This is a genomic window from Polaribacter sp. 2305UL8-11, from assembly GCF_058147165.1.
In genome coordinates, this window is sequence record NZ_JBYVJW010000003.1 from 14,998 (window position 1) to 33,349 (window position 18,352).

The window sequence follows — 18,352 nt, forward strand, 5'->3', positions numbered from 1 at the left end:
ATATATGGAATCAGTAATTATCATCGTTTTTGTAATGGGCTATTTAGCCATTACTTTAGAACACAATTTAAAATTAGATAAATTAATCCCTGCCTTAATTATGATGGCAGTCTGTTGGGCTTTAGTCGCTCTTGGAGTTGATAATTTTTCTAATTGGTTTGATTCCGAAAATCATGGTTTAGTTGATGGTTTTGCATCAATGGTGCATGATGATAAATTACATTTAGTTGAAGAAACTTTGTTGCATCACTTAGGTAAAACAGCAGAAATTTTAGTTTTTCTTTTAGGTGCAATGACAATTGTAGAAATTATCGATTATTTTGATGGATTCTCTACCATTAAAGGTTATGTAAATTTTAAAGGTAAAAAGAAATTGTTATGGATGTTTGCTGTTCTAGCATTTATACTATCTGCTATTATAGATAATTTAACAGCTACTATTGTATTGATTTCTATTTTACAGAAAATTGTAAAAACAAGAGAAGAAAGAATTTGGTTTGCAGGTTTAATTATAATTGCAGCAAATGCTGGTGGAGCTTGGTCTCCTATTGGAGATGTTACTACTACAATGCTTTGGATTGGTAAAAAAGTAACCACACTAAAGTTAATAGAATACTTATTACTACCATCTCTACTTTGTATGGTGGTACCAACTTTTATTGCTTCTTTTTTACCGGCTTTTAAAGGAGAGATAGATTTTGATGAAAATGAAGTAGAGAAACCAAAAAGTCCACATAGTGCAAGAATGTTATATTTAGGATTAGGAGCTATTTTATTTGTACCAATTTTTAAAACAGTAACACATTTACCACCTTACGTTGGTATGATGTTGTCTTTAGGTATTGTAGCAACTTTTGCAGAAATTTATAGTAATTCTAAATTTTCTATTTCAAGTGTAGAGGGAGAGCAAGCAGATGAACACTCTTTAGGGGCGCATCACAGTCCAGTTCATGCTTCGTTATCAAAAATAGAAATGCCAAGTATACTTTTCTTTTTAGGAATATTAATGGCAGTTGCAGCTCTAGAGTCTTTAGGTATTTTATTTAACTTTGCCTCTACATTACAAGAAAGTGTACCTATGATGGGAACAGAAATGCATTCAGAAGGTGTAACAGGTGTTTCAGATTTAGTGGTTATGTTATTAGGTGTTGGTTCTGCAGTTATAGATAATGTACCATTAGTTGCAGCAAGTTTAGGAATGTTTTCTGAACCTTTAGATAATGAGTTGTGGCATTTTATAGCTTTTTCTGCGGGTACTGGAGGTTCTATGTTAATTATTGGTTCTGCTGCTGGTGTTGTAGCTATGGGTATGGAAAAAATAGATTTTTTCTGGTACTTAAAAAAAATATCTTGGTTAGCATTAATTGGTTTTGTGGTAGGTTCTGCAACATTTATGTTAACTAGAACGCTATTTTAATTAAATAATAACAAATTAGAAAATGTCATTTTGTAAACTAACAAAGTGGCATTTTTTTTGATTTAAATAAAATGGATTCTTTTATTTGAAACAATTTAAAAAGAGAATCCTCGTTAAAAGAGTAGAACATAAAAAAAGAAATTGAATGTTGTCATTTTTTCAAGAAAACAAAGAAATTTTAGAAGAAGCTATACCAGAAGAAAAAACATTGTCTATTTATAAATTAATAATGGATGGTGGTTTAGGAGGGCAAATTATAATTGCTATTCTTTTTATCTTATTAGCAGTTGGTCTGTATATTTATTTCGAACGTTTTTTTGCTATAAAATCTGCTTCTAAAGTAGATAAAAACTTTATGAATCAAATTAAAGATTATGTTTCTAATGGTAAATTAGAATCTGCAGACGCGCTTTGTAAAAGCAAAAATACTCCAACAGCAAGATTAATAGGAAAAGGAATTTCTAGAATAGGAAAACCTTTAGAAGATATAAATACTGCAATTGAAACAGCTGGTAAATTAGAAATTTATCAATTAGAAAAAAACGTAAGTGTTTTAGCAACAATTGCAGGAGCAGCACCAATGATTGGTTTTTTAGGAACAGTTATAGGGATGATAGTTGCCATACATGAAATTGCAAATGCAGGTGGTCAAATAGATATAAAGATGCTTTCTGATGGATTGTATACAGCAATGACAACAACAGTTGCAGGTCTAATTGTAGGGATTATATCATACATAACTTATAATCATTTAGTGGTAAGAACTAATAAAGTGGTGTATCAAATGGAGGCAAAATCTGTCGAGTTTTTAGATTTGTTAAACGAGCCAGTATAAAGGGTTCAAGACTTAAATTTTGAACATTGAACATTGAATTTTAAATTTTGAACACGAAACATGAATCTAAGAGGAAGAAATAAAGTAGACCCAACATTTAATATGTCTTCAATGACAGATATTGTTTTTTTATTGCTGATATTTTTTATGTTAACATCAACTTTGGTAACAGTAAGTGCCATAGATGTTTTATTGCCAAAAGCTGGAGGTAAAACAGAAAATAATAAATCTGTTGCAGTAACAATAACTAACAAATCATTATTTTATATTGATAAGACAAAAGTAAGTTCGTCAAAATTAGAAAGTGAAATTTTAAGAAGCATAGGTGCAGATAAAAAGAAAACTATTGTTATAAGAGGTGATAAAGATGTTCCTTACAAAAACGTGATGAAAGTAATAGATATTGCTAATAAAAATAAATTAAAAATGATTTTAGCTGTAAAAGGTAAATAACAAAAGTGCTATTCCTACAAAAGCAGGAATCTAAATATAAAATGGAATTTTTAAACACAAGACATAAGCGAAAATCAGCAGTAATTACTGCTATAATTTTGATGTTTTTAATCTTCGGAATTTTAAACTACGGAATGCAATATTTAGATCCACCAGAAGAATATGGTTTGGCAATTAATTTTGGAAATTCGGAAGTTGGTAGTGGAGAGCCAGTTTTTAAAACTAAAAAAGTTGCTACTCCAAAAGTTATAGAAAAACAAAAGGTGATTGAAGAGGTGAAAGAAACTCCTAAAGAAATTATTAAAGAGGAGGTGATTACAAATGACACAGATAAAGATGTTCCTGTTATAGAAAAGAAAAAAGAGGTTAAAAAAATAGAAAAGAAAGAAATAAAAAAAGAAAAACCAAAAGAAAAGTCAAAACCTAAGCCTTCTAAAGAAAATCAAGATGCGTTAAATAATTTATTAAATGGCAACTCTTCTGATGGAAAACCAAAAGGAGAAGGAGATGATTTAAAACCTGGTGTAAAAGGAAAAGAAAAAGGAGATGCAGAGTCATCTAAATATTATGGAAATACAGGAAATGGCTCTGGAGGAAATTATAATTTAGCAGGTAGAAAAGCATTGTCTAAACCCAAAGAGCAACCAGATTGCCAAGAAGAAGGTATTGTTGTAGTAAGAATTCAAGTAGATAAATCTGGTAAAGTTATTTATGCTCTACCAGGAGTAAAAGGCACTACAAATTCTGCAGCTTGTTTGTTAAAACCAGCTAAAGCTGCAGCTCTAAAGACTAAGTGGAATGTAGATGAAAAAGCTCCTTCTAAACAAACAGGAACTATCATTTATAAATTTTCTCTCTCTAAATAATCATGTATTTTTGCGTTTCTGTCATTCCTGTATAAGCAGGAAACTCATATTAAAATTATGACTTACAAAGAAACTTTAAATTGGATGTTTGCGCAATTACCAATGTATCAAAGAGAAGGTAAAACTGCATTCAAAAAAGATTTAACAAATACTATAGCATTTTCTAAAGAATTGGGTTTTCCTGAAAGAAAATTCAAGTCTATTCATGTTGGAGGTACCAATGGGAAAGGGTCTACAAGTCACATGTTAGCTTCAATTTTGCAAGAAGCTGGTTATAAAGTTGGGTTGTACACCTCACCACATTTAAAAAATTTTACTGAAAGAATTAGAGTTAATGGTGAAGAAATTCCGAAACGAAAAGTAACTTCCTTTATTAAAAAGAATAAGCTTTTTTTAGAGAAACAAAAACTCTCTTTTTTTGAGATGACAGTAGGTTTAGCTTTTGATTATTTTGCAAAAGAAAAAGTAGATATTGCTATCATTGAAGTTGGTTTGGGAGGTAGGTTAGATTCAACAAACATTATTACTCCAGAGGTTTCTGTAATAACCAATATTGGCTTAGATCATACACAGTTTTTAGGAGAAACATTACCAGAAATAGCTTTTGAAAAATCGGGTATTATTAAAAAAAACATTCCTGTTGTTGTTGGAGAAAAACAAGTAGAAGTCAAAGAGGTCTTTCTAAAAAAAGCCAATGAAACAGATTCAAAGTTATTTTTTGCATCAGATAGTCTAGAAAATTATCAAACAGGTTTGTTAGGAGATTATCAAAAAAATAATTCTAAAACAGCAGTACAAGCTTTAAAACATTTAAATGGTTTTTCAATATCTAAAATAAATATTAAAAACGGATTATTAAATGTCGTAAAAAACACCAACTTAAAAGGAAGATGGCAAATTTTACAAGAAAAACCAAAAGTAATTTGTGATACAGCCCATAATAAAGATGGATTAAGTATTGTTATGAATCAACTAAAAAAAGAACCTTTTAAAAAATTACATATTGTTTTAGGAGTTGTTTCAGATAAAAAGTTAGAGGATGTTTTGCCATTATTTCCTGTTGATGCGCAATACTATTTTTGCAAACCAAATATCCCAAGAGGGCTTTCTGAAGAAGAATTGTGTAAAAAAGCGTTTCATTTTAATTTATTTGGTGAAAAATTTTCATCAGTAAAAAAAGCTTTAAAAAATGCCTTACTAAATGCAAATCAACAAGATACAATTTATGTTGGAGGGAGTACTTTTGTTGTTGCCGAAATTATTTAAAATAAAGTTCATTTTTCTTTGTAGAAATGAAAAAGCACTTTATATTTGCATCCGCTAAGGGCAATTAGCTCAGTTGGTTCAGAGCACTTGGTTTACACCCAAGGGGTCAGGGGTTCGAATCCCTTATTGCCCACTTCAAAATCCTTCACAATTTGTGGAGGATTTTTTTTTTGTTTACCATTTTATTTTGGTATTACTTATAATGCTATTTTTCGTACATTCGCTTTTTGAAAAAGAATCCAAATTAGAATTAATGAATATTGATTTTTTAGAAAATAAATATCTGTAAGAAATGAAAAATTTTGCCTTAATTGGAGCAGCAGGTTATATTGCTCCAAGACATTTAAAAGCAATAAAAGATACAGATAATAACTTAATTGCTGCGCTTGATAAGTTTGACAGTGTTGGTTTTATGGATAGTTATTTTCCAAATGCAGATTTTTTTGTTGAGTTTGAAAGGTTTGATCGGCATATAGAGAAATTAAAAAGAAAAATACGATATAGGTTTGACTTACATTACTTCTAAAGGAAAATGTTACGACATTTCTTGGAAAGGAGATGAAAGTAAGTCAGGAGGAATAGCTACAAATATTGGAGTTCATTTCTATGATATGCTTTCTTGGATTTTAGGAGATGTTCAAGAAAATTTTGTTTATTTAATAGAAAAACATAGAGCAGCTGGTTATTTAGAATTTGAAAAAGCAAGAGTTCGTTGGTTTTTATCTATTGATGAAAATGATTTGCCAAAAGAAATTAGGCAAAATAATCAAAGAACCTTTAGATCAATTTCTATTGATAAAGAGGAGTTAGAATTTAGTGAAGGTTTTAAAGATTTACATATTAAAAGCTACAAAGAAATTCTTAATAATAAAGGTTTTGGACTTGAAGAAGTAAAAAAATCTATAAAAATTGTTCATGATATAAGAAATGGACAGATACTGAAAACCGGAGAAAAACACCCTTTTTTAAGTAAATAAATAAACTATATTTGCAAAAAAAAACATGAAAATAGGTATAACATTTAGTTCTTTTGATTTGCTACATGCAGGTCACATTAAAATGTTAGAAGAAGCCAAGAGAGAATGTGATTACTTAATTTGTGGTTTACAGACAGACCCTACAATTGATAGGCCAGAAAAAAACAAACCAATACAGTCAGTAGTTGAAAGGTATATTCAGCTAAAAGGATGCAGGTTTGTAGATGAAATAGTACCCTATGCAACAGAACAGGATTTAGAAGATGTTTTAAGGTCTTTTAAGAATGATGTAAGAATTATTGGAGATGAATATGAAAAGAAAAAATTTACAGGAAGAGAATATTGTGAAGAAAAAGAAATTGAACTGTATTTTAATAAAAGAGAACATCGTTTTTCTAGTAGTGGATTAAGAAAAGAAGTACGAGAAAAGGAAAATTTTAAAAAAAGTATCTCTTAAATATATGGATATTTCTATTGTAGGCTCTGGTTATGTTGGATTAGTTTCTGCGGCATGTTTTTCTGAAATGGGAAACAAGGTTATTTGTGTAGATAGTGATGTGAATAAAATAAAAGGTTTAGAAAAAGGTGTTGTTCCTATTTTTGAACCAGGTTTGGAATCTTTAATTTTAAAGAACTTAAAAAATAAAAATTTATTTTTTACAACCAATTTAAAAGAAACTCTAAATAGTTGCGAAATAATTTTTATTGCAGTAGGTACACCAATGTTAAAAGATGGTTCTCCAGATCTGAAAGATGTTTTTGAAGTTGCCAAAATTATTGGAAAATCACTAAGAAAAGATATAATAATAGTTAATAAATCAACTGTCCCAATTGGAACAGCAGACAAAGTTCAATTCATTATTAAATCAGAATTAGACAAAAGAGAAATAGATATAAATTTTAAAGTAGTTTCAAATCCAGAATTTTTAAAAGAAGGTTCTGCTATTAATGACTTTATGAAGCCAGATAGAGTAGTCATTGGTGCAGATTCAGATTTTTCTTTCAATAAAATGAAGCAATTATACTCTCCTTTTTTTAGAACTTATGATAGATTTATTACAATGGATGTTCGTTCTGCTGAAATGACAAAGTATGCTGCAAACACAATGTTAGCTACAAAAATTTCTTTTATGAATGAAATAGCTAATATTTGTGAAAAAGTAGGGGCAGATGTTAATAAAGTAAGACTAGGTATTGGGTCTGATAAAAGAATAGGCTATAGTTTTATTTATCCAGGAGTAGGGTATGGAGGATCCTGTTTTCCAAAAGATGTAAAAGCTTTAGATAAAATTGCAGAAGATTATGGATATAAAGCTAATTTAATTAGAGCTGTAGAGAAAATAAATGAAACTCAAAAATTAGTAATTGTAAACAAAATAATAAAAAAATTTGGAGAAAACCTTTCTGGACGTACTTTTGCACTTTGGGGCTTAGCATTTAAACCTGGTACAGATGATATGCGTGAAGCACCATCAATTAATACAGTAAATGAATTAGTTAAAAGAGGAGCTAAAGTCAAGGCTTATGACCCTAAAGCAATAAAAAAAGCAAAAAACCTATACTTTAAAGAGATGAAAAATATTGAATATTTTGAGTCAAAATATGAAGTTCTAAAAGAAGCAGATGCACTTATACTGTTAACAGAATGGAAGGAGTTTAGGTCACCAGATTTTAATGAAATAAAAGCACAATTAAAGTTCCCTATTATTTTTGATGGTAGAAACCAATACAACGCTTTTAATTTAGTTGAAAACGGTTTCGAATACTATCAAATAGGAAAAATCTAAGGCAATGGAAAAGTCAACAAAAATATATATTGCAGGTCATAAAGGCATGGTTGGATCTGCGGTTTGGAGAGCTTTAGAAGAAAAAGGGTACACCAATTTAGTAGGTAAATCAAGCAAAGAATTAGATTTAAGAAATCAAAAAGAAGTTGATTCTTTTTTAAACTCAGCAAAACCTGAAATTATTATAAATGCAGCAGCAAGAGTTGGTGGTATATTGGCTAATAATGAATATCCATATCAATTTTTAATGGAAAATTTGCAAATTCAAAATAATTTGATTGATGGAGCTTTAAAATTAGGTGTTGAAAAATTCATTTTTTTAGGTAGCTCATGTATATATCCAAAATTTGCATCTCAACCCTTAAAAGAAGAGTACTTATTAACAGATTCTTTAGAGCCAACCAATGAGTGGTATGCGATTGCAAAAATTGCTGGAGTTAAAGCATGTCAAGCTATTAGAAAACAATTTAAAAAAGATTATGTAAGTTTAATGCCAACAAATTTATATGGATATTTTGATAATTTTGATTTAAAAACATCCCATGTATTGCCTGCCATGCTTCGTAAATTTCATGAAGCAAAATTAAATAATAATGCCTCTGTAGAGTTATGGGGTAGTGGAACACCAATGAGAGAATTTTTATTTGTAGATGATATGGCAGAAGCAGTAGTATATGCTTTAGAAAATAAATTGCCAGAACATTTATACAATATAGGTTCAGGTAAAGATATTACTATTAAAGAATTAGCGGAAACTATACAAAATGTAGTTGGTCATAAAGGAGATATTATTTGGGATACAGAAAAACCTGATGGTACCCCAAGAAAATTAATGGATGTCTCTAAAATGAAAAATTTAGGATGGAGTTTTTCAACAGAACTTAAAGAAGGAATTGAAAAAACCTATACATGGTTTCTCGACAATATAGAAGATATAAAAGAGGTAAAATTAGAAGCTAATTAAGCATGAAAGTAGCATTTATTACAGGAGTAACTGGGCAAGATGGAGCTTATTTAAGTGAGTTTTTGCTAAAGAAAGGGTATCAAGTTCATGGAATGAAAAGAAGGTCATCTCTATTTAATACAGATAGGATAGATCATCTATATCAAGATCCACATGTAGATAATAGAAATTTTTTTCTGCACTATGGAGATATGACCGATAGTACAAATATTACTCGTTTAATCAAAGAAATTCAACCAGATGAAATTTATAATTTGGCTGCAATGAGTCATGTTGCTGTTTCTTTTGAGACTCCAGAATATACAGGTAATGCAGATGGTTTAGGTACATTACGTATTTTAAATGCAGTTCGTTTATTAGGTTTGGAGAAAAAGACTAGGATTTATCAGGCATCAACCTCAGAATTATATGGTAAAGTGCAAGAAGTTCCCCAATCAGAAACAACACCTTTTTACCCTAGATCACCTTACGCAGTTGCAAAAATGTATGCCTATTGGATAACTGTTAACTATAGAGAGGCTTATGGTATGTATGCTTGTAATGGAATTTTATTCAATCACGAATCGCCTTTAAGGGGAGAAACTTTTGTAACTAGAAAAATTACAAGAGCAACTTCAAGAATTGCATTAGGCCTTCAAGATAAATTATTCTTAGGTAATTTAGATGCCAAAAGAGATTGGGGGCATGCAAAAGATTACGTAAGAATGATGTGGATGATTTTGCAAGCAGAAGTTGCAGAAGATTGGGTAATTGCGACTGGAAAAACAACATCGGTTAGAGATTTTGTAAAAATGAGTTTTGCAGAAGTGGGTATAGAGTTAGAGTTTAAAGGACAAGGAGTTGATGAAAAAGCTTTTGTGAAATCTTGTAATAATTCAGAATACCAAGTTGAAATTGGCAAAGTAGTATTAGAGGTTGATCCAAAGTATTTCAGGCCAACAGAAGTAGATTTACTAATTGGTAATCCAACAAAAGCGAAACAGAAACTAGGTTGGGAATGTAGATATGATTTACAGGATTTAGTAAAAGATATGATGAAATCTGATTTAAAATTGATGAAAAAAGATCAATATTTAAAAACGGGTGGTTATATAACATTAAATTATTTTGAATAGAACTTAAAATCTAAAATTGATACTCATCATTATAAAAATGTTTTTCGTATTTTTGCGCCTTCAAAAAGACATCATACTAAATATAAGATGAATATAAATTTTACAAAAGAAAAAGTTTTAGTTACTGGTGGAGCTGGTTTTATTGGTTCTAATTTGTGTGAAGAATTGTTAGAAAGAGATAATATTGTAGTTTGTCTTGATAATTTTGCTACTGGAAAGAAAGGTAATTTAGCAGCTGTAATAAATAATCCTAACTTTACCTTAATTGAAGGAGATATAAGAAGTCTTAGTGACTGTTTAAAAGCCACAAAAAATGTAGATTATGTTTTGCATCAAGCTGCTCTGGGTTCTGTTCCTAGATCTATTAAAGACCCCATTACATCTAATGATGTTAATATAAGTGGTTTTCTAAATATGTTAATAGCATCTAGAGATAACAATATCAAACGATTTGTTTATGCAGCAAGTTCTTCAACTTATGGTGATTCAGAAGCTTTGCCAAAAATAGAAGATAAAATAGGAAAACCACTTTCTCCTTATGCAATAACAAAATTTGTAAATGAACTGTATGCAGATATTTTTTCTAAAACTTATGGTTTAGAAACTATTGGGTTACGTTATTTTAATGTTTTTGGGAGAAAACAAGATCCAAATGGTGCTTATGCTGCAGTCATACCAAAATTTGTCAGCCAGTTAATGAGTTTTGAATCACCTACAATTAACGGAGATGGAAATTATTCAAGAGATTTTACATATATAGATAATGTTATACAAGCAAATTTATTAAGTTTAGTTGCTGATGGTGAGGCCGTTAATAATGTGTATAATGTTGCGTATGGAGATAGAAATACTTTAAATGATTTGATGAGTTATTTAAAAGAATTTTTATCAGAATATGACTCTAAAATCAAAAATATTAATGTTATTAATGGGCCTATTAGGCAAGGTGATATTCCACATTCACATGCAAGTGTTGATAAAGCAAAAAAATTATTAAAATACAATCCTCAGTTTTCTTTACAAAAAGGGTTAAAAGAAGCTGTAAAATGGTATTGGAAAAATTTATAAATTAATGAAACAAAAAAAGATTGCAATCATAGGATTGGGCTACGTAGGTTTGCCATTAGCAAGATTATTCGCAACAAAATATTCTGTAGTAGGTTTTGATATAAACAAAAAACGAGTTACTGAATTAATGTCTGGAACAGATATTACTCTAGAAGTTTCAGATGAAGTTTTACAATCGGTACTTGTTGATAAAGTTACTGATAATAAAGGTCTTTTTTGCTCAACTTCTTTAAACGATATAAAGGATTGTAATTATTATATAGTTACTGTTCCTACTCCAGTAGATAAAAATAATAGACCAGTTTTAACCCCATTAGTTAAGGCAAGTGAAACAGTAGGTGCTGTTTTGAAAAAAGATGATGTCGTAATTTATGAATCTACAGTATATCCAGGAGCAACCGAAGAAGAATGTATTCCTGTTCTAGAAAAAGTTTCAGGTCTTGAGTATAATATAGATTTTTATGCGGGGTACTCTCCAGAAAGAATAAACCCAGGTGATAAAGAACATACAGTCGAAAAAATACTGAAAGTTACTTCAGGATCTAATTTAGAAATTGGTAAAGAAATAGATGATTTATATAAGTCAGTAATTATTGCAGGAACTCATTTGGCTCCGACAATAAAAGTTGCTGAGGCTGCAAAAGTAATAGAAAACTCACAAAGAGATATTAACATAGCATTTGTAAACGAATTGGCAAAAATATTTAATCTAATGGGAATTAATACTCATGACGTTTTAGCAGCGGCTGGAACAAAATGGAATTTCTTGCCTTTTAAACCTGGTTTGGTTGGTGGACATTGTATTGGTGTTGACCCATATTATTTAGCTCAAAAAGCACAAGAGTTTGGATATAACCCAGAAATTATTTTAGCAGGTAGAAGAATGAACGATAGTATGGGAAGTTATGTAGCATCTCAGGTTATTAAAGCTATGATTCAAAAAGATATAAAAATTAGAAATGCTGAGATTTTAGTGTTAGGGATCACTTTTAAAGAAAATTGTCCAGATGTTAGAAATACAAAAGCAGTAGATGTAATATCTTCATTAGAAGAATATAACACTAATATTACTATTTACGACCCTTGGGCAAATTCTCAAGAGGTAAAACACGAGTATGGTTTGGATTCTTTTGTAGAAAAACCAAATCAAAAATTTGATGCAATAGTTTTAACGGTTGCTCATGATGAGTTTAAGGATTTAGATTTAAACTCTTTAAAAAATGAAAATTGTGTTATCTATGATGTTAAAAATACTTTAGAACCTACACAAAAAGACGGAGGTTTATAGTGCTTATTTAATTTAACTATCTAACTAATTTTATCGTTAATTATAAAATAAAGGATTCTTAAAAATTATACGGAGAATTATTAAAAGATGAAAGAAATAAATTATTTTTCTCATGAAACTGCAATTATAGATGATAATTGTAAAATCGGAAGCCAAACAAAAATTTGGCATTTTACACATGTAATGTCTAATTGTATTTTGGGGGATAATTGCAATATAGGGCAGAATGTAGTAGTTTCTCCGCAAGTTATATTAGGTAATAATGTTAAAGTTCAGAATAATGTTTCCATTTATACTGGTGTAATTTGTGAAGATGATGTTTTTTTAGGACCATCAATGGTTTTTACAAATGTCATAAACCCTAGAAGTGCAGTAAATAGAAAAAATAAATACCTTAAGACTGTTGTCAAAAAAGGAGCAAGTATTGGTGCTAATGCTACAATTATTTGTGGTAATAATATAGGTAAATATGCTTTAGTTGGTGCTGGTTCTGTTGTAACAAGAGACGTTCCTGACTACGCCCTAGTAGTAGGAAATCCATCGAGGCAAATAGGGTGGGTTAGTGAATATGGTCACAGACTAAATTTTGAAAAAAATAATATGGCTACTTGTAAAGAAAGTGATCAAAAATATATCATAGAAAACAATAATGTAAAAAGAATTAAGTAAGAGTTTTAATTTATGAAAATAGATTTTGCAAATTTGAATTTAGCTTATCAAGAACATAAAAGTTCTTTTGATAAAGCTATAAGTAGTGTAATTAATACATCTTCTTTTATAATGGGAAAAGAGGTTACAGTTTTAGAAGAAAAGCTTGCAAAATTTACAGGAGCAGAACATTCAATAACCTGCTCTAATGGAACTGATGCTTTGTTATTAGCTATGATGGCTTTAGAAATAAAACCAGGAGACGAAGTAATTACTTCGCCTTTTACGTTTATTGCAACTGCAGAAACTATTGCTTTTTTAGGCGCTACACCTGTTTTTGTTGATATTGATGAAAAAACTTATAATATCGATGTAGATAAAATAGAAGAAAAAATTACAGAAAAAACAAAAGCAATTATACCAGTATCTTTATATGGGCAAATATCAGATATGGACTCTATTAATAAAATTGCATTAAAATATAATTTATTTGTGATTGAAGACGGAGCTCAAAGCTTTGGGGCAACATATAAAGAAAAGAAAAGTTGTAATACTTCTACAATAGGAACTACAAGTTTCTTTCCAGCAAAACCATTAGGATGTTTTGGGGATGGAGGTGCTGTTTTTACAAATAATGATGATCTAGCAGATAGAATAAAAAGTATGAGAATACATGGTCAAATAAAAAGATATTATCATAAATATATTGGTATGGGAGGACGTTTGGATACTATCCAAGCAGCAGTTTTAAATATAAAACTAGATAATTATAATTATGACATTTTAAGAAGACAAAAAGCTGCTTTTAATTATACAAATTTATTAAAAGATAAGGTTGTTCTTCCTTTTATTGAAAAACATAACACTTCAGTGTGGGCACAATATTCTATTCGAGTAAAAAATAGAGATGTAATTCAGACGGAATTAAAAAAAATGGGAATCCCAACAGCTATTCATTATCCAAAACCATTACATTTACAAGAATGTTTTAAATATTTAGGTTACAAAAGAAATGATTTTCCAATTTCAGAAAAAATTTCTAAAGAAATAATGAGTATTCCTATGAATCCATATATTACTTTCGAAGAACAAAAATATATTTCAAAAAAAATAATTGAAGTAATTTAATATGAAAAACTTTGCATTAATAGGAGCGTCTGGCTACATAGCGCCAAGACACTTAAAAGCTATAAAAGACACAAAAAATAACTTAATTGCAGCATTAGATAGGTTTGATAGCGTAGGTGTTATGGATAGTTATTTCCCAGATGCAGATTTTTTTGTAGAGCCAGAAAGGTTTGACAGACATTTAGAAAAACTTAAGCATGATAAAAATATAGAATTAGATTATGTAAGTATTTGTACTCCAAACTACTTGCACGACTCACATATTAGAATGGCAATGAGAAGAGGTGCAGATGCTATTTGTGAAAAACCATTAGTTTTAAACCCTTGGAATTTAGATGCCTTACAAAGGATGGAAAAAGAATCTGGTCAGAGAGTTTGGAATATTCTTCAACTTAGATTGCATCAAAGTATAATAGATTTAAAAAATAAGGTTGCTAATGCTCCAAAAAACAAAATTTTTGATATTGATTTAACATATTTAACTTCTAGAGGGAATTGGTATTACACTTCTTGGAAAGGAAATCAAAGTAAATCTGGAGGAATTGCAACTAATATTGGTGTCCATTTTTATGATATGCTATCTTGGATCTTCGGTGAAATAAAAGAAAACATTGTTCACGTGCAAACACATGATAGAGCTGCTGGTTATTTGGAGTTTAAGCGTGCTAGAGTTCGCTGGTTTTTATCTATTAATTATGACGTTTTACCTGAAGAAATTAAAAAAACAGGACAAAGAACCTACCGTTCAATAACAATAGAAGGGGAAGAGTTAGAGTTTAGCGGTGGATTTACAGATTTACACACTAGAGTTTACGAAGGAATATTAGATGGAAATGGTTATGGTTTAGAAGAAGCTCGACAAGCAATTCAGATTGTTCATAAAATTAGAAATTCTGAACCAATTGGATTAAAAGGTGAATTTCACCCTTTTGCTAAAAAAGACTTAACAAATCATCCTTTTACACCAAAAAAATAAAAATGAAAAAGAAAAACCTTATTATTTTTGGCACAAGACCAGAAGCCATCAAAATGGCTCCATTAGTTAATCAGTTTTTAGCTGATGATAGATTTATAACAAAAGTATGTGTTACTGGTCAGCATAGAGAAATGTTAGATCAAGTGCTAAGCTTTTTTGATATTTCACCAGATTATGATTTAAGTTTAATGAAACCTAATCAAAACTTATATAATTTAACAGGAGAAGTAATTGCAGGTCTAAAACCAATTTTAGAGTCTTTCAAGCCTGATTTTGTCTACATTCATGGAGATACAACTACAACAATGGCAGCAAGTATTGCCGGTTTTTATTCTGGTGCAAAAGTTTGTCATATAGAAGCCGGTTTAAGAACAAATAACATGTTGTCTCCTTTTCCTGAAGAAATGAATAGACAAGTTGCTGGGAGAGTTGCAACTTATCATTTTGCTCCTACCAATAAATCTCAAGATAATTTGCTTGTAGAAAATATTTCTAAAGACAATATTTTGGTAACAGGAAACACTGTTATAGATGCTTTACTAGAAAGCTCTAATAGAGTAGAAAACCTTAAAAATGAAGATGTAGAATTTTTAAATAACCATATCGATTTTAATAAAAAAATAATATTGGTCACTGGGCATAGAAGAGAAAATCATGGACAAGGGTTTATAAATATCTGTGCAGCATTAAAAGAAATAGCATTACAAAACCCTGATGTAGAAATTGTATACCCTGTACATTTAAATCCTAATGTGCTAAAACCAGTAAATGAACTTTTAAAAGACATCAAAAACATTCATTTGATAAAACCATTATCTTACCCTACATTTGTTTGGTTAATGAATCAATCATATTTAATTATTACTGATAGTGGAGGGGTTCAAGAAGAGGCACCTAGTTTAGGTAAACCAGTTTTAGTAATGAGAGATACTACAGAAAGACCAGAAGCTGTAGATGCTGGAACCGTTGTTTTAGTAGGTACAAATACTGAGAAAATTATAAAAGAAACGCAAGAATTATTAGACAATTCAGAACGCTATTCTTTAATGAGTTCTTTACATAATCCTTATGGAGATGGAAAGGCCTGTAAAAGAATTATAGAGTTTATTTCAAATTTATAAAAAATGAGAGAAGTAAAAGTTGTTACAGTTGGTTTAGGTTATATTGGTTTGCCAACCTCTGCGTTAATTGCACAAAATAAAATTCACGTTCATGGAGTTGATGTGAATCAAAATGTTGTAGATATTATTAATAAAGGAAAAATACACATTGTAGAACCAAGTTTAGATATTGCTGTAGAAGAGTCTGTAAAGACAGGCTTTTTAAAAGCAGATATAAAACCAGCTAAAGCAGATACATATTTAATAGTTGTTCCAACTCCTTTTAAAGGAAATCACGAGCCAGATATTTCTTATGTAGAAGCAGCAACAAAAAATATAATCCCTTTATTAAAAGAAGACGATTTATATATAATTGAATCTACATCGCCAATTGGAACAACTGAAAAAATGATGCGTCTTATTTATAGTGAAAGATCAGAGCTGAAAGATAAATTGAATATAGCTTATTGCCCTGAGAGAGTTTTACCAGGAAATGTAATGCATGAATTAGTTTATAACGATAGAGTTATTGGTGGTGTTGATGAAAAGTCTACTCAAAAAGCATTAAATTTTTATAAACAATTTGTAAAAGGAGAATTACACGCCACTAATGCAAGAACAGCAGAAATGTGTAAATTAACAGAAAATTCTTCTAGAGATGTTCAAATAGCTTTTGCTAATGAACTTTCCTTAATTTGTGATAAAGCAAATATAAATGTTTGGGAATTAATCAATTTAGCAAACAAACACCCAAGAGTAAATATATTACAACCAGGTTGTGGAGTTGGTGGTCATTGTATTGCTGTTGATCCCTATTTTATAGTATCAGATTACCCAATGGAATCTAAAATTATAGGAACTGCAAGAGAGGTTAATAATTATAAATCTTTTTGGTGTGCAGAAAAAATTCAAACAGAGAAATTAAAGTTTGAATTAGCACATGGTAGAAAACCAAGTATAGCTTTAATGGGCTTAGCTTTTAAACCTAATATAGACGATTTAAGAGAATCACCAGCAAAGTATATTGTTAATAAAGTTTTACAAAACGACAATAATGGAGAGTATTTTATTGTAGAACCAAATATAGAAGAGCATAATGTTTTTAAATTAACTGAGTATAAAGAAGCAGTTAGTAAAGCTGATATTGTTGTTTTTCTAGTTGCCCACAAAGAGTTTAAAGACTTAAAAATAAGTTCAACAACAACAATTTTAGATTTTTGCGGTATATAAACTTAGTACTATGAAAAATGAATACGATTTTATTATCGTTGGAGGTGGAATAATTGGTTTAGCAACAGCGTATAAATTGGCTTTAAATAGCCCCGAAAAAACAATTTTAGTTCTTGAAAAAGAATCTAAATTAGCATCACATCAAACAGGAAATAATTCTGGAGTTATCCACTCAGGTATTTATTATACTCCAGGTTCTTTAAAAGCTAAAAATTGTATTAATGGAAGAACTCAATTAATAGATTTTGCTAAAAAACATAATATTAGCCATGAAATGTGTGGTAAATTAATTGCAGCCTTTGAAAAATCTGAACTAGAAACACTTCAAAAAATATATAACAACGGAATTCAAAATGGATTAAAAGATATTAAAATACTTTCATCAGAAGATAGTAAAAAACACGAGCCTTTTATTGAATGTATAGAAGCTATTTTTGTTCCTTATGCAGGTATCATTGATTATAGACAGGTAGTTGAAGTATTATCAAGAGAGTTTCAGAAAATTAATAGTAATAACAAGGTTTTAAAAAATGTAAAAGTTGTTTCTGTTGTTAATAATCAGAATAAAAAATCTATTGTAACAACAAAAGGCACTTTTAAAACCAATTATGCTATATTTGCAGCTGGTTTGCAAGCAGACGAAATGGCAAAATTAGATAATATAGAATTAGATTTACAAATAGTTGGTTTTCGAGGAGATTACTACAATGTTGTAAATGGGGGGCTAAAGAAAGTTAAAGGACTTATTTATCCTGTGCCAAATATAGATCTCCCTTTTTTAGGAGTTCATTTAACAAAAATGCACGATGGTTCTATTGAAGCTGGGCCAAATGCAGTGTTTTCTTTCAAAAAAGAAGGCTATTCTAGAACAAGTTTTAGCTTAAAAGACACTGTTAAAGCATTTCGATTTAAAGGATTATGGAAGCTTTTTTCAGGCTATTGGAAAATAGGATTAGAGGAGTACAAAAGAGCTTTTAGTAAAAAACGTTTTTTAATATCACTACAACGTCTTGTTCCAAATTTAAAAATGGAAGATATAACAAAAGGAAAGTCTGGGGTCAGAGCTCAAGCCTTGAATAGTGAAGGTAATTTAATAGATGATTTTTTGATCAAAAAAACAAAGAATTCATTACATATTATTAATGCACCATCTCCAGCTGCAACAGCCTGTTTAGCTATAGCAGATGAAGTATTAGTAAGATTATTTGATAAAGAAGAAAATAATAAAGTATAA

17 protein-coding genes, 1 tRNA gene and 1 pseudogene are annotated in these 18,352 nt (G+C 29.8%); all 19 read left to right on the forward strand.

All coding sequences use genetic code 11. The annotated features are described in order from the left end of the window. The first annotated feature begins 4 nt into the window (after window positions 1-4). Window positions 5-1,417: a sodium:proton antiporter NhaD gene (nhaD, locus tag ACY2RW_RS03130; RefSeq protein ID WP_490121246.1), complete on the forward strand. Its 1,413-nt coding sequence runs from the start codon at window positions 5-7 to the stop codon at window positions 1,415-1,417. Window positions 1,418-1,562: 145 nt separating this feature from the next. Next, the gene (locus tag ACY2RW_RS03135) at window positions 1,563-2,252 is read left to right on the forward strand and encodes a MotA/TolQ/ExbB proton channel family protein (RefSeq protein ID WP_490121247.1); all 690 of its coding nucleotides are present in this window, start codon (window positions 1,563-1,565) and stop codon (window positions 2,250-2,252) included. A gap of 60 nt (window positions 2,253-2,312) precedes the next feature. Next, window positions 2,313-2,705, forward strand: a complete 393-nt coding sequence (locus tag ACY2RW_RS03140; protein ID WP_490121248.1) for an ExbD/TolR family protein — start codon at window positions 2,313-2,315, stop codon at window positions 2,703-2,705. 41 nt (window positions 2,706-2,746) lie between these two features. Then, a complete protein-coding gene (locus ACY2RW_RS03145; protein ID WP_490121249.1) occupies window positions 2,747-3,571 on the forward strand; it encodes an energy transducer TonB in 825 nt (274 codons plus the stop codon). 57 nt (window positions 3,572-3,628) lie between these two features. Then, complete coding sequence (locus ACY2RW_RS03150) at window positions 3,629-4,837, forward strand: bifunctional folylpolyglutamate synthase/dihydrofolate synthase (protein WP_490121250.1); 1,209 nt, start codon at window positions 3,629-3,631, stop codon at window positions 4,835-4,837. 58 nt (window positions 4,838-4,895) lie between these two features. After that, a tRNA-Val gene (locus tag ACY2RW_RS03155) sits at window positions 4,896-4,970 on the forward strand. 159 nt (window positions 4,971-5,129) lie between these two features. After that, window positions 5,130-5,814: pseudogene (locus ACY2RW_RS03160) on the forward strand (Gfo/Idh/MocA family oxidoreductase). Between the two features lie 25 nt (window positions 5,815-5,839). Then, the gene (locus ACY2RW_RS03165) at window positions 5,840-6,271 is read left to right on the forward strand and encodes an adenylyltransferase/cytidyltransferase family protein (RefSeq protein WP_490121251.1); all 432 of its coding nucleotides are present in this window, start codon (window positions 5,840-5,842) and stop codon (window positions 6,269-6,271) included. Between the two features lie 4 nt (window positions 6,272-6,275). Continuing rightward, complete coding sequence (locus tag ACY2RW_RS03170) at window positions 6,276-7,601, forward strand: UDP-glucose dehydrogenase family protein (protein ID WP_490121252.1); 1,326 nt, start codon at window positions 6,276-6,278, stop codon at window positions 7,599-7,601. Window positions 7,602-7,605: 4 nt separating this feature from the next. After that, complete coding sequence (locus ACY2RW_RS03175) at window positions 7,606-8,565, forward strand: GDP-L-fucose synthase family protein (protein WP_490121253.1); 960 nt, start codon at window positions 7,606-7,608, stop codon at window positions 8,563-8,565. A 2-nt stretch (window positions 8,566-8,567) separates the two neighbouring features. After that, window positions 8,568-9,680, forward strand: coding sequence for a GDP-mannose 4,6-dehydratase (gene gmd, locus ACY2RW_RS03180; RefSeq protein WP_490121254.1), 1,113 nt, complete (start codon window positions 8,568-8,570; stop codon window positions 9,678-9,680). 87 nt (window positions 9,681-9,767) lie between these two features. Continuing rightward, window positions 9,768-10,748 carry an SDR family oxidoreductase gene (locus tag ACY2RW_RS03185; RefSeq protein WP_490121255.1) on the forward strand — a complete coding sequence of 327 codons (981 nt, stop codon included), beginning with the start codon at window positions 9,768-9,770 and terminating at the stop codon, window positions 10,746-10,748. 4 nt (window positions 10,749-10,752) lie between these two features. Then, on the forward strand, window positions 10,753-12,036 hold the full coding sequence (locus ACY2RW_RS03190) for a nucleotide sugar dehydrogenase (RefSeq protein WP_490121256.1): 1,284 nt from the start codon (window positions 10,753-10,755) through the stop codon (window positions 12,034-12,036). Between the two features lie 87 nt (window positions 12,037-12,123). Next, the gene (locus ACY2RW_RS03195) at window positions 12,124-12,705 is read left to right on the forward strand and encodes an acyltransferase (protein WP_490121257.1); all 582 of its coding nucleotides are present in this window, start codon (window positions 12,124-12,126) and stop codon (window positions 12,703-12,705) included. A gap of 12 nt (window positions 12,706-12,717) precedes the next feature. Continuing rightward, window positions 12,718-13,812, forward strand: a complete 1,095-nt coding sequence (locus tag ACY2RW_RS03200; protein WP_490121258.1) for a DegT/DnrJ/EryC1/StrS family aminotransferase — start codon at window positions 12,718-12,720, stop codon at window positions 13,810-13,812. A 1-nt stretch (window position 13,813) separates the two neighbouring features. After that, window positions 13,814-14,788 (forward strand): Gfo/Idh/MocA family protein, encoded by a 975-nt coding sequence (locus ACY2RW_RS03205; RefSeq protein ID WP_490121259.1) that lies wholly within the window; start codon window positions 13,814-13,816, stop codon window positions 14,786-14,788. A 2-nt stretch (window positions 14,789-14,790) separates the two neighbouring features. Further along, entirely contained in the window at window positions 14,791-15,909 is a 1,119-nt protein-coding gene (wecB, locus tag ACY2RW_RS03210; protein ID WP_490121260.1) for a non-hydrolyzing UDP-N-acetylglucosamine 2-epimerase, read from the forward strand. Between the two features lie 3 nt (window positions 15,910-15,912). Continuing rightward, window positions 15,913-17,118 (forward strand): UDP-N-acetyl-D-mannosamine dehydrogenase, encoded by a 1,206-nt coding sequence (gene wecC, locus ACY2RW_RS03215; RefSeq protein ID WP_490121261.1) that lies wholly within the window; start codon window positions 15,913-15,915, stop codon window positions 17,116-17,118. A gap of 10 nt (window positions 17,119-17,128) precedes the next feature. After that, the gene (lhgO, locus tag ACY2RW_RS03220) at window positions 17,129-18,352 is read left to right on the forward strand and encodes an L-2-hydroxyglutarate oxidase (RefSeq protein WP_490121262.1); all 1,224 of its coding nucleotides are present in this window, start codon (window positions 17,129-17,131) and stop codon (window positions 18,350-18,352) included.